Annotated in this window: 13 protein-coding genes; 11 read left to right on the forward strand and 2 right to left on the reverse strand. The window is 59.5% G+C overall.

Annotation, left to right across the window (positions count from 1 at the left end; translation table 11 throughout):
- Positions 1 to 1,050: 1,050 nt before the first annotated feature.
- Genes HS1genome_RS13350 through HS1genome_RS08820 form a run of 11 tightly spaced genes read left to right on the forward strand, consistent with a single transcriptional unit; the run spans position 1,051 to position 10,396 of the window.
- Positions 1,051 to 1,722: a PD-(D/E)XK nuclease family protein gene (locus HS1genome_RS13350; RefSeq protein WP_373286790.1), complete on the forward strand. Its 672-nt coding sequence runs from the start codon at positions 1,051 to 1,053 to the stop codon at positions 1,720 to 1,722.
- Entirely contained in the window at positions 1,716 to 2,462 is a 747-nt protein-coding gene (locus HS1genome_RS08775) for a hypothetical protein (RefSeq protein ID WP_126450528.1), read from the forward strand. Before HS1genome_RS13350 ends, HS1genome_RS08775 begins: the two co-directional genes overlap by 7 nt.
- Before the next feature lie 7 nt (positions 2,463 to 2,469).
- On the forward strand, positions 2,470 to 2,871 hold the full coding sequence (locus tag HS1genome_RS08780; protein ID WP_126450530.1) for a hypothetical protein: 402 nt from the start codon (positions 2,470 to 2,472) through the stop codon (positions 2,869 to 2,871).
- Between the two features lies 1 nt (position 2,872).
- On the forward strand, positions 2,873 to 3,613 hold the full coding sequence (csx7, locus tag HS1genome_RS08785) for a type III CRISPR-associated RAMP protein Csx7 (protein WP_229768245.1): 741 nt from the start codon (positions 2,873 to 2,875) through the stop codon (positions 3,611 to 3,613).
- Positions 3,610 to 4,443 (forward strand): type III CRISPR-associated RAMP protein Csx7, encoded by an 834-nt coding sequence (gene csx7 / locus HS1genome_RS08790; protein WP_179950420.1) that lies wholly within the window; start codon positions 3,610 to 3,612, stop codon positions 4,441 to 4,443. Before csx7 (HS1genome_RS08785) ends, csx7 (HS1genome_RS08790) begins: the two co-directional genes overlap by 4 nt.
- Positions 4,444 to 4,495: 52 nt before the next feature.
- Positions 4,496 to 5,257 carry an RAMP superfamily CRISPR-associated protein gene (locus HS1genome_RS08795; protein ID WP_126450532.1) on the forward strand — a complete coding sequence of 254 codons (762 nt, stop codon included), beginning with the start codon at positions 4,496 to 4,498 and terminating at the stop codon, positions 5,255 to 5,257.
- Positions 5,245 to 5,424 (forward strand): hypothetical protein, encoded by a 180-nt coding sequence (locus HS1genome_RS08800; RefSeq protein ID WP_126450533.1) that lies wholly within the window; start codon positions 5,245 to 5,247, stop codon positions 5,422 to 5,424. Before HS1genome_RS08795 ends, HS1genome_RS08800 begins: the two co-directional genes overlap by 13 nt.
- 25 nt (positions 5,425 to 5,449) lie before the next feature.
- A complete protein-coding gene (locus HS1genome_RS08805) occupies positions 5,450 to 8,032 on the forward strand; it encodes an HD domain-containing protein (RefSeq protein ID WP_158613767.1) in 2,583 nt (860 codons plus the stop codon).
- Entirely contained in the window at positions 8,029 to 8,667 is a 639-nt protein-coding gene (locus tag HS1genome_RS08810; RefSeq protein ID WP_126450537.1) for an RAMP superfamily CRISPR-associated protein, read from the forward strand. Before HS1genome_RS08805 ends, HS1genome_RS08810 begins: the two co-directional genes overlap by 4 nt.
- A gap of 2 nt (positions 8,668 to 8,669) precedes the next feature.
- Entirely contained in the window at positions 8,670 to 9,608 is a 939-nt protein-coding gene (locus tag HS1genome_RS08815; protein WP_126450539.1) for a hypothetical protein, read from the forward strand.
- Entirely contained in the window at positions 9,605 to 10,396 is a 792-nt protein-coding gene (locus HS1genome_RS08820; RefSeq protein WP_126450540.1) for an RAMP superfamily CRISPR-associated protein, read from the forward strand. The genes HS1genome_RS08815 and HS1genome_RS08820 overlap by 4 nt, the downstream gene beginning before the upstream one ends.
- Before the next feature lie 436 nt (positions 10,397 to 10,832).
- Here the strand turns inward: HS1genome_RS08820 and HS1genome_RS08825 are convergent, their stop codons facing one another.
- The gene (locus tag HS1genome_RS08825; RefSeq protein ID WP_126450542.1) at positions 10,833 to 11,489 is read right to left on the reverse strand and encodes a hypothetical protein; all 657 of its coding nucleotides are present in this window, start codon (positions 11,487 to 11,489) and stop codon (positions 10,833 to 10,835) included.
- Positions 11,490 to 11,515: 26 nt separating this feature from the next.
- The gene (locus HS1genome_RS12085) at positions 11,516 to 11,680 is read right to left on the reverse strand and encodes a hypothetical protein (protein WP_158613768.1); all 165 of its coding nucleotides are present in this window, start codon (positions 11,678 to 11,680) and stop codon (positions 11,516 to 11,518) included.
- Positions 11,681 to 12,277 lie beyond the last annotated feature (597 nt).

Below are 12,277 nucleotides of genomic sequence, written 5' to 3' on the forward strand. Positions count from 1 at the left end.
TGTTGGACTGACTGTAGCCCCCTTTTCGACGCCGAGCGACGGTCACCCTCCACCCCCTGGACCGGAGGTCGGTGGACCTCCCAAGTCGTTCCTCTGTCCGTGAACCACTTCCTCGTTTCGCTCGGCTCACGTTGGGAGATTACGCTCCAGAGAAAGGAGATCGGTGAGTCGAGGGTCCGGTCGGAGCGAGAGGTGTAAGCGAGGTCCTTAGTGCTCATCTAAGGCCTCCTTTCCGTCCGAAGGGCTTCACGATGGAAATTCGGGTCCTAGGTGGCCGTGCTATATCAGGGTTTGGACGGCCCACGAAAGACTTGACGTGATCGCAACACTTAATTAGCCGGAGCAATGAGCTTGAGTAGCCTCTATGAATTGGAAGCGAAACTACCTGTTCCCCTTATATGACATCTGTGTCACCGTCTACTGACACGGCCGTCAATGAGCGTTTTTTACTTTCTATTGTAATACTATTCCATTTCATACAGATAGAGTAATAATTTACGAAGCAACTCTAAGTCATCGAACTTCCCTGGCCCTAGTCTCCTCCACCATAACGTAGACCCTTAGGTTATACCCCCAGGAAACTTAAACGTACTTCCTCGGCGAGCCACGAAGAACACACAATTCGCTGCGTAGGCGGTAAGGGTGTTAAATGAGGTGGTAGGGCGTCTTCTCTCTCGTTCCTTAAGGGGCGGTTGAATGGATCCTCACTTCCTCGGTGGCCCCGAAGGAGGCGGCTGTCCCGTCGACGGTCCTCCTCCAGATCTAAAGTCTAGGGTAAGCGTGGAGTCGACACCTCCACCGATTTCACGTTCGCGAATTTACTTGAAATAAATTAAATAATTCAGGACGTTCTCCTGGGTGTTGCCCACGGCGGGAGAACGGACGGGATCAATTTCGTGATTAAACCGTTGTTCTTTAGTGTCCTACACTTGGTTCGAGCTAACTTGAGTATAAACGAGGGATGGAGTCTGCAGGTCTATGACAGAAAAATTTATAAACTAACTAGTTGAGCTATTTATGGGTCCCTGAAGGGACCCAGGTGAAATACAAATGTCCTATAAAGGAATACGTCCAATTGAGGTAAAGTTAGGCTCTTTTTTTGTTGAAGTGGAGAGTGAGATCCAACTCATAGATGGCACAGTCGAACTAAAGTCTTTCTCTCCTATTCGTCGTGATTCGAGTCCTGTTAACCAAGTTTCTGTAACGAGTCTGGTCGAGTACCTTACCTCTGAACGACCTCCTACAGACAACGATGTTACTTCAACGAGGGGACGGTATCAATATGTCACGTGGTCCGGAGAAGACTGGTTGCTTGAGAGACTTAACCTACGTAGACCCCAGGGACACTTGGAGTTGGAACTCGAGGGTTTAAAGGTGCGTGGTAGACCGGACTTCATCGTATCTAGCGGAAGATTGGAAGTAGGGGAGATAAAGACGAAGAACGTCAAAAAGGGATCTTCCGACCTCCACGAGATTATAAAACGGGGGTTGCTCCAGGTCCTCCTATACAAGTACATCGCGGAGAAGAAGGGGGAAACGTGTGAGGCCAGGCTCCTCGTGTTGACCTACGAGCGTCAGAACGATAGGGGGGAAGCCAAGCAGCTTTACACGGCCGTAGTCAAGGAACCTGTGGTTCCGAAGCTCGAACCCATTGTACTTCAGGCCATTCACGACGTGAAGCAGTTGAAGGAAATGAACGAGGGGAGGTCTTCGCTTTGCTGAGAGCCTCCATAACCCTCAGACCGGAAAACAGGGTTGTCCTGCCGCCTATGACGTCGAAGTTGGGGAAGGTCATAACCAAGGGGGACTCCTCGTTCTTCGTATCTCCAGTCAGAGTTGACGGAAGGTACCTTTTCAGGCTCTCCAAGGATCCGCTTCCCGTCGAGGTGAGTCCGGGGCCTTGCGTTGTGGACATTTCAGGCTCTCCCGAAGGGTTAATTAAGCTCCTCGCCGAGTTGAAGGACTTCCACGCGTTCAACACGAAGTGGAGGATCGAGGACGTGAAGGTGGAGGACGTCAGGGTAGAGTGCTCCAAGGGGTTCGAGCTCTCTTCTCTCTCCCCCGTCCTTCCCTTCGACCCCTACGTCAAGGTCAAGCTGAAGCGGTTCACCAACTCCGTCGACGTCGTGCTGGCCGCTCCCCTCATGGACGTCACCTCCCTGAGCAGGGGAGACGAGCTCAAGGCCGAACTGGAAGAGCTTAGAAGGTTCATCATCGAGGACCCATCGTTACTTTACACAGTCAAAGTGATCTACGCGGGAAAGGAGGTAGTCGGAATGCTGGGGAAGCTCAGGTACAGGATCCTACGCGACGTGCCGAGGCTAACGGAGGTACTGTCTGCTGCAGCCGTGAGGGGAGTGGGCTCGTCGAGGAGGAACGGGTTCGGGAGAGTCGAGGTGAGGTGTTACCAGGAATCGGGGAAGTCGAGGGAAGATGAAGGGTTATTAAGGAAAGAGAGGTGAGTAATTCGTGTCTTCTATAGACGAGAAGTGGCTTCTGGACAGGGGAGCCAGGATAGCCAACCTGGCCAACCAGGGGAGGGTCGAGAGGACCCAGATAAACGGTCTGCTCACCTTCCTTCAGAACACCAGGAGCGTGGAGCAACTGGAGCTCTACGTGCTCAGACAGGCAGGGAGAGATGAACTGAACCAGGAGATGGCGAAGGAGTTGCTTAGGGCGATCGAAGAGATCAAGGGAAAGGGAGGGGACACCGTCCAAACCGTCCTCAGCCTACTGGGGTACACGAAGTGGAGCTTCGAGGCCATCGACGGACTCAGGATCCAGGGGCAGGTCAACGACCTCAAGTCGCTGGTGAGCGCCGTCCTAGGCCAGCCGAGGACGGGAGGAACACAGAAGCAGGGGATGCACTGAAGTGGCGAGGAACTCGAACCACCCTTGCTACGACCTGAACGCGATGAGGAACCTCCTCAGGGTGGAGGGCTACCTGGTGAACGAGACTCCCCTCAGGGTGGGTTCTGGGAGATCCCAGAGCTTCCAGGACAGGACCGACTTCCCGCTAGTCGCGCGGGGAGGGAGACCCTACATACCTGGGAGCAGCCTGAAGGGAGTGTTGAGGAGCAGCCTGGAGGCCTACGTCCTGGGGAGCGACTGGCCGGACAAGTTCAGGAAGGTCCTCTACGTTAGGGACGATGGGGAGAGCTGTGTTAAGGACGAGAAGGGGAACAAGGAAGAGTACTGCATCCCGTGCATCCTGTTCGGCTTCAAGGACTTGGCTTCCAGGGTGTCCATCATGGACGCCGTCCCCGAAGGGGACGTGAGGGTGGTCCTTAGGACCGGGGTCACCATAAACAGGGTGTTCGGGGGACAGCAGCCCGGAAACCTCTACAACCTAGACTACGTTGACTCGGGGAGCAAGTTCAGGTTCAGGATGACGGCGCAGAACGTCCTCGGCGGGCAGGAGGAGTGGACTCGGAAGGTGGAGGAGGGGTTCAAGTACGTCTTGGGCCTCTTGAAGGACGGCTTTTTCGTAGGAGGGAGGAGGAGCACCGGGGCGGGCTTCGTGAGGCTCTCAGACGCTAAAGTGAGGATTTACGAGGTGAGGGGAGGGAAGCTCTTCGCGAGGAGTGAAGGCGGACTGGAGGTGGTGGCGTGAACCTCAAGTACGTCCTGGCCAGGAAGGACGTGTTGAGGAGGACCGTGAGGTTCTCGGCGACTCTGGTGGCCGACTCTCCCGTAGCGGTGGGCACGGGAGAGAAGGGATCCCCGAAGGAAGTCATGAAGGACGCCAGGGGAAGGCCCGTGATACCAGGAAGTTCCTGGAAGGGCGTGTTCAGGTCGTCTGGCGAGAGGATAGCGAGGGGGAGGGGCCTGACGGTTTGCGCTGGCCAGGTGAGGGACAATTGCCTCTCCAACTACCGTAAGGGGAGGGACTTCCAGGAGTTAGTTAGGAGAGGTGAGGTGGAGGAGGCCCTGAAGCTGTTCTGGGACCACACCTGCCTGAACTGCAAGGTATTCGGCACGCAGTCCGTGAGCGCCCAGGTCGCCTTCTCCGACTCCGTGTCGGACGACGCGACTTTCGACTTCAGGCCCATGGTGGCGATAAGCAGGGAGGACGGTGCTGCGTTGGGGAAGGCGCTCGTCTCGCTGGAGTACGTTCAGCCCGGAGCGCACTTCAACTTCTCCCTCACGGGAACCAACCTCCCCAACTACGCCCTGGGTTACCTCCTGGAGGTCGCTCGCGGCCTCCACACCCACCTCTTCCAGGTGGGAGGGAACAAGAGCAGGGGCTTCGGCTTCGTCTCGTTCCAGGAGGCCGTGCTGGACGTGGTCCCCCACGGCGAGGGGAAGCTGGAGGCCCTCGACGAGATAGACAAGGAAGTGAGGATCTCCCTCCCGGTGGAAGGGAAGGGGGACGAGTTCTTCGAGAAGGTCAAACCCATAGTGGAGGTGTTCTCTAACGTCAAGCTTCCGTTCCCGAGGTGAACATACCCTAGACAGGACTCCCAGGAACTCCGGGAGTTGGTACAGGTTCTCGTTGGAGCTGGAGGTGGTTTCGGATTACCTGCACGTGGGGCAGGGTAAGAGGGAAGTCTTGCTCAAGCCGGTGAACGACGTGGAGGCCATGGTTCGACAGTACCTCGAAAGAGGGCAACTGCCCGACCTGGACGACCACTTCGTGAGGGGGAACCCCTTCATGAGGGTGGCCGGGAGGCTGACAGTCCCGGGGAGCACGTTGAAGGGGGCGGTTAGGACGAGGCTGGAGATGTCGATCAAGGACGCCTGCTACGTCACGGGAAACCAGAGGGGGGTCTCGTCATCCCCCAGGTACAGGCAGATCTTCAGGCCGGACCCCAACAGGGGTAGCGACAACTACCTGAGCGGGAGGGCGATCAAGGGGAACGCCGTCTGTCCGGTGTGCGACCTAATGGGGAGCCCGGGGTTGGCGAGCAGGGTCTCCTTCTCGGACGCGTACTACGTCTCGGGACAGGTGGTTAACGTCACGAACAAGGAGGACGGGTCGAGCTACGAGGTGGCGAAGAGGGGATCCAAGTTCAGGGGGGAGGTCCTCCTCTGGGGGAGCGCCCTAGACCTCGGGATGGTGCTCTACGGTCTGGGAGTGAGGTGTTCCCAGGGGAGGCCGTTCTCCAAGACGATCCTGCTCGGGAGGTTCAAGTACGACGTGCCGCAGTTCGGTAGGGTGAAGTTCTCCACGGACGTGAAGGACCCCTGCACTCCCCTCGGCCAGTTCGTCAAGAAGTTCTCCTTGGTGGAGGTGAACGAGGAGTGGATGCCGTGAAGAGGCTCTGCGTTTTCCCAGACCTCTCCGTCGTGGTGAGGGATGAATGTCCTCCCGGCGTCCTGTTCGACTTGAGCGCGAGGTGGGGCGACGCGTTGGAAGTGGACGCGAGGGGGAAGAGGCTCGCTTACATCTACGGGGGTGTGAAATACGAGGGGAAAGCTTGACTACCCGAGCGGGGAGGTGAGGATGGTGGACGAGGAAAAGGCCAGGAGAGTGAGGGACGCGATAGTCGAAGTGGTCCGCGACCTGGTGAAGGCGGTGGACGGGTTGAGTGGAACGGTGGACGCCAAGGTCGGGGCCCTTGCCGACTCCGTGGCCGTGATCTACAGGGCCCCGATGGTCTTCAACTACGCGCCCATAAAGGGGGCGGGTCCCGCCTCGAAGAAGGAGGCCGAACTCGTCTCTAACAACTTCGACTACCTTGTGACCTACGCCCTAGGGAGGCACTTCTCCCCCTTGGACGAGGTGAACCGGGCGCTGGACGAAGGGGACTTGAATGAACTGTTGAACGCCTTAGAGTCCCTCGACCCCAACCTGCTGGAGTACGTGCGCTCGCTGAGGCCCAAGGTCCAGGAGATCTACGAGTTCCTACTCCACTGTCCCGCGGACACGAGGCCTGGACTCAACCTGAGTTCCCTGGCGTCCCACATGGTCCTAACCTCCCTCTTCGCGTGGAGCATAGACAGGGGGGTCAAGCTCTCCTACTTGAGGTTGGCCTCGATCCTCCACGACGTGGGGAAAGTCACCTCGCCCGAGGACCACGTGAAGGAGGGGAAGAGGATCCTGGACGAGGTCCTGGCCCACGACGTCAGCGCCGAGCTGAGGGAGGAGCTCAGGAAGGCCTTCGGAATCGCGGAGAAGCACCACACGAGGGGGGACTACGTAGACGCGGCGGACGACGTCGCCTCCAGCGCAGACAGGCTGGCGAGCGAGGTGAAGTACTTCGTGTCTTCGAAATACCCTTCCCTGGAGGAGTGCTACGGCAAGTACGGGAAGGAGGGGTTCGACTGTTTCTCGAGCAAATTGAACGAGCGCCTGTACGAGGAGGTCACTAGAGGGGCCTTCGAGGAGATGGAGTGCAGGAGGGGTGGACTGCCCTGGATGAAGTGTGGGAACGTGAAACAGAGCGTCCGCAAGGCCCCCCAGCTGCCTCCGGTCGAAGTCGAGGACCCGAAGGCCTACCTGTACTACTTCGACTTCCCTGGGGTGCAGCGGTTCATAGAGTCCTTCCCTTCGCTGAGGGACGTCTCCGCCGCCAGTTTCCTGGTGGACTTCGCCGTGTCCACTCTGCCGTTCATCGAGGTCGACAGGGAACTTAGGAGGAAGACCAACGACAGGGCCCACTTGCCTATGGAGGCGATGCTCTCTGGTTACGGAGGGCACTCGATGCTAGTGGTGAGCTCGGAGCTCTCCCCGACCGAAGTGGGGAAGGTGAGGGACTCGAAGATCCTCAGGAACCTCGACATTGAGCTGACCGTCGCCTATTCCCCGCTCATAGTCGGGTCCTCGAAGTACCAGGTGGTGGGATACGACGAAGTTTGGCGGAGGTTGGCCCCACAGCTCAGGGAGGCGAAGTTGAGGGTGAGTTGGAGGGAGGACGTCCTCTCGGCGGGACTCCACGCGACCTGCGAGAGCTGCGGCCTGAGGCCAGCAGTTAGGACGGTTGAGGGGGACAGACTGTGCTCCAGGTGCGCCACGGTGAGGGAGGTCTCCAAGAAGAGGGGCTTCACCGCCAGGGCAGCTCCCACTTACCTGATAGACGGGAGGGAGATCTCCCCCTCTAACGACGAACTCCTGAAGGAGGGGAGTTACGCGATGGAGTTCCTAGCGGGACACGGGAGGGAGGTTCTTCAGGGTGAAGAGGAGGGCTCAGAGGTCCCCTCCAAGTACGTGGGCGTGTTCAAGTTCGACGGGAACGACGCAGGTGCGTTGTTCAGGGGAGCGTTCACCCTGGGGATGTTCGTGGACTTCTCCTTCAAGGTCGACTACGCGGTCAAGACTGCCTTCCTCGACACCCTGTCCAAGTTGGACGACTTCATGGCCGCCAGGGCCTTGGCGGGGGTCCTCTACCTGGGAGGAGACGAGGGAATGATGTTCCTTCCCAGCGTGATCTCCGCCTGGTTCGCCTCGACCTTCCAGGAGAGGGCGGGAGAGCTCTCTGGGGTGAAGTTCAAGGGAGGGTTGGCGGTCGTTAAGCCGGACCACCCAGTGCAGTTCGCCATGCAGGCCGCCAACCACCTCATGGAGGAGGCCAAGCAATCTGGCTCCCACACCTTGGCGATCACCGTGGCGTCCGGCGGCCTACTCACCGAGGCCACCCTCAAGTCGGAGGAGCAGGGACACCGGGCCGTGCTGAGGCTCAAGAACCCCACGTCGGGCGGAGCGGAACCCTCCAACTCGGTGAAGGCGGCCCTCACTTGGCTCCTGGGGGACGGGGACCACCTGGCGCACCTGAGGAGACTCCACTCCGGAGACCGCGAGGAGGTCGAGTCCTTCATGCAGGCCGTGAGGGTCCTGGAGGACTTGGTGGGAATGTACTTGAGGGAGAGGCCGAGGGGGAAGTTCCCCTGGGAGTTCGTGGCCTACTGCGCCAAGGAGAAGGCGAAGTGGCTAGGGGAGGGAGACCCGAGGGACGTAGCGAGGCTACACGACGACGTTCTGCGGGCATTCCTCAAGTCGACTCAGGAAGGAAAGGACTTCAGCTACCCACTCCTGGACCTCCTCCACTTGGCCAAGTCGATCAGGGTGGGTACTTCGAGGTGGAATCGGTGAGGTTCGTAGTCACAGTGAGGAACTTGAGCTCCCTGACTTTAGGGGGATCCGCCGTAGTCTCTCACGTCGATGTCCCCATGAACCAGCTCGGGTTTCCTCCATCCTCTCTGAAGGGAGTCATGAGGACCGCCGCCACCGTGGCGGTCAGGGAGGGACTGGCCAGAGGCTTCACGGCGTGCGGCGAGGTGGAGCCCACTTACTTGGGCATCGCCCACTCCGACGGTCCTTGCGACGTCTGCAGGCTGTTCGGGTACCCGGGATCGATGGGTTCCAAGGTCGTGGTGAGGTTGACGAGAGGGGAGGCACCCACGTTCACCCTCACGAGGGTCAGCATAGACGACGGATCGGGCACGGCGGAGGAGGGGAAGCTCTTCACCCAGGAGGTCTACAGTCCAGGGACCCAGTTCACGTTCGAGGTCGACCTCCTCTCACAGGACGCGAGGCTGAGGAAGCTCCTCCTCTACTCAATGGCGGTTCTCAGGACTTGGAGGGTGGGGAGGAACTCCCTCGTGGACTTGAGGCTGGAGGGGGTGGTGAACGGAGGGAACCTCGTCCCCCTGTGCCAGGCAGTGAAGTGCGACGGCGAGGAGACGGAGCTCCAGGAGGCGTTGAAGGAGTGGATGTGGGAGGTGTGAGGATGAAGGCTTCGCTCCTCAGGATAGAAGGGGGACTTTCCCTGGTTAACGCGAGGAGGATAGGGAACTACTACCTGTGGAGGAGGGAGTACGTTCCCGCGACCACGTTGAGGGGGGCCCTGATCAACTCCCTCATAGAGGCAGGCTCGATAAAGGAGTTGGGGGAGGCCGCGTCGATGGCGGTCGCTCCGGCGTACCCGACGTCTTCGGCCCCCGCCCACGTCCTCCTCCCGGCGAAGGGGAGGAAGACGGAGGACTTCGTCGAGAAGAAGGGGGTACTTTCCTCCAGCGAAGACCCAGTGAGCTCGCTGGATCGGAAGTACGGTAGCCAGGCAACACCCAGGGTTGGCACGCTCGTGACCCTGAGGGGAGAGGAGGGAGACGAGTGGAAGTTCGAGCGTTTCCGCCCCCGCAGGGCCACGGTCGAACAGAACGTCTCGGTCAGCAAGGTGTCCGGCGCGGCCCACAGGGAGATGCTGTTCGCCTACGAACTCAGGGACCTTGGCCCGCTCTGGGCCCTTTACTTGGGGGACCTCGAGGTTGACGGACTAGAGGTGAGGCTAGGGAGGGGGAGGAACAGGGTGGGAACTCGCTTCAGGGTCGAGGCGACTTCCACAGTAGAGTACCCGGAACCTGGAGAGGGCTCCCTGGCCTACTGTCTCTCTCCGTGCGTCCCCTCGTTCCTAGGTAAGACCTACTTCGAGGGAGAGTACTACGGTGCGGTGGACCTCTACTCGTCGTGGTTCACGTTCGGGCAGGACGTCGACACTCCACTCCTGGGAGGGACGAGGCCGTCGTTCAAGGTGTTGAGGGAGGGGACCCTAGTGAGGTTGAGGAAGTTAGGAGAGTACAGACAGCTCTGGCCGGCAGGACTCAACTTCCTGATCAGGGTGGACGACTTGGGTTCCTGGTTGAGGAAGGTGGGAGGTGAGGTGAAGTGAGGGCGTACAGACTCAAGTTCTCTATAGAGGAGGTTAGAGTCGGCGCCGGCGCGGAGGGCAACCTACTCAGGGCGCTGAGGTACGGGGACGAGCTGTCCGGCACCTACGTTGTTCCCTCGTCGACGTGGAAGGGCGTGTTCAGGAGGGTCTCGGAGAACCTCTACGGGCATTCCTCGGCGGTGCACGACGGCGCAGGAGTCGGAGACGAGGTGAGGGAGGCCCTCGAAGCGCTTAGGAAGAAACTGAAGGACGCCCGCACAGCGGAGGAGAGGAGGAGGGTGAGCTACGAAGTCCTCTCGAGGCTGGGAGAAGTGGGAGCCGTGATGAGGCACTCCTTCCCCTTGGGGCAGGCCGAGGGAAGTAAGGTGGAGAGGTTCGTAGGCGAGATGGCCAAGGTAGCCGAGGAATGGACGTGCCCTCTCGAGGCTACGTACGGAACGCTGTACTTCGCGGGAGCTGTTACCTTCTCAGACAGCGTCCTGAGACCGCTGGAGGTCTCGCTCACCTCTCACGTCTCAATGGACAGGTCCACGGGCAGGGCAGCGGAGGGCAACCTGTTCCAGGAGGAGAGGGTGAGGGTGGGGAGCGTCTACGTGACGGTGGTGTTGAGGAGGGAGGACGTCACGCTGGAGCTCTGGAGGAACACCCTGAGGTACATGGCGTACGTCGGGACCGGGCTGGGGTCGGGCAAGTCCAGGGGAGCTTGGGCGGTCCTGGACGCGAGCGAGTCGCAGGAGGCTGAGATAACGTTGAGGAGGCCGGAGTGGAGGAAGTTGAGCCTCGGGTGAAGAGTTTCCGTGGGACTACCTTGAGGGGGGTGTGGAAGTCCCCTGGGCCGACAGAGCGTCGTCCGGCTCCTCGACCTAAGGCGCACCAGGTAGAGGACCTCGTCCGTCTCGGCCAGTTCTCCCTCCATTTCCCTCCTCGTAGTGTGGAAGGGAGGTCTTCCCACCCGTCACGACGAGGTTCGGGGGAGCTTCAGCTCCTCCTCGGGTATCCCTTACCTCGGGGGGGGGGGACAGACTTGGAGTCCTCCGCTCTCACGAACCAATTTTCTCTAGAAAGTACAAAGGAGTGTCGCCTTTAAGGGAAAAGTGGCCCTACTTCGCTACCTTCCGGTGAAGAGTGGTCAGTGCCAGGGTTGGAGACGACACTAAGGTACCTGGCACCCTGGTGGGGTCGGGGACTGGTCGACGAACGCCAATTTCGGCCACTACTTCCCCCTCAGCCCCCCCCCTTCAGGCCCTCGTAGTATTTCCTCCCCTCCTCCAGGAACTCTCGTAGCTTCAACAGGCCGTCCTTTGTGGATACCACGACGTCCAACTCTATACCTTTCTCTCGGGCCTCTCTAACCCTCCCTGTCACGCCGTCCAGTTCCAGGAGTAGAGGGAGCGGGCTCAGGACTACCCATATCCTCTTCGATATAGAGCTGTACTTTGTCGCGTCCAGGACCTCGTCGCTGGGAAGGACTCCGATGCTCGTCTTGGCGTCGGCCGCGAGGTTCGGGGTGATTATGTCGGGTTTCAGCCGATCTACGTAAACCTCGACGAAGATCGCCTTGGGGTCTATTCCCTCCTTCTCTATCAAATGCTTCACGGCGAAGGCCTTGAGGTTCCTGTGGAGATCGCTCTCCTCCCCCTCGTTTGGAACGTCTAGGTCAACGTGCTCCCTCCTTAACCACCTCCTCGCCCCGCTCAGGAGGTCCTGGAACGGCTCCTCCACCCTGGACACGACGTCGTAGGCCTCGAGCTGCAGGCCCGACGCCAGGTAGGCCACGGTGGATATCTCCTCCTTGGTGAGGTCCTCCTTGATTACTCCCTTCCCCTTCCCGCCGATCACGGGTGAGAGGGCCACGTGAAGAGAGTTTGGCACGACTATCACCGAGTACTTGTACCCCGTTATCCCGTTCAGTGGGTCCCTGAGAACTCCTCCTCCAAGGAGGGGCAGAGGTCCTTCTTAATGACGAAGACCCCAGTGGCCGTTCCAACGTCGTCCAACTTGAACCTCTTGAAGTCGTTCGCATTGGAGATCTCTTTCGGGTTGGTCTCGTATCCATGGATCATGGCGATCACCGAGGCCAGCTTTCCTAGGGCTTCGGTGAGGTCGCGAAAGTCGTTCGCGAACAGCCACGGAAGGGGTTCAGAGGAAACCGTGAGGGGTGTGCGGAATTGTGGGTCGTGGAATGAGGTAGCTAAGTGGTACCCGAACTAGACTACGAAGTCTTGACGATCGAGCAAGCTCACGTGAGGGTCTCTCCAGGACCTCCTCGCCCTTCACGTCACCGGCTCTCCTGGGTACCCTACGTATAAACGGATCACTTAGGGCGGGACGCGTAAGTTCTCTAAAGCCAGGGCGAGACTTCCCACCCAGCGTCAGGGCGACCCAGCTAGGGGATCCTCCAAACTAGCCTGAGAGTACTCTTTCGAACTAGAGCTACATCCCTTTAAGCCGTGGGCGAACCAGGGAGTAGGACCCTAGGAGACCTACTGGACCACTCGGTTCGACGGGGGACAAGGGGAGTGGGAGGAGTTGAGTGGATGTAAAGGTCGCGGGGGGCCTCTTAGACTAACGGCCACCCTCGCTCAGTCGGGACTCAGTACTCCTGGACGGCCGTGAAACACACGTCCACCCTCCTCCCCTTAACGGCCACAGAGTTCCCCTCTCTAACT

Source organism: Sulfodiicoccus acidiphilus (assembly GCF_003967175.1).
Taxonomy (GTDB): domain Archaea; phylum Thermoproteota; class Thermoprotei_A; order Sulfolobales; family Sulfolobaceae; genus Sulfodiicoccus; species Sulfodiicoccus acidiphilus.

What these genes read in the sequence shown, in the direction of transcription:
- HS1genome_RS08815 (WP_126450539.1), top strand. Translation starts at nt 8,670, where the DNA reads ATGAAGGCTTCGCTCCTCAGGATAGAAGGGGGACTTTCCCTGGTTAAC.
- HS1genome_RS13350 (WP_373286790.1), top strand. Translation starts at nt 1,051, where the DNA reads ATGTCCTATAAAGGAATACGTCCAATTGAGGTAAAGTTAGGCTCTTTT.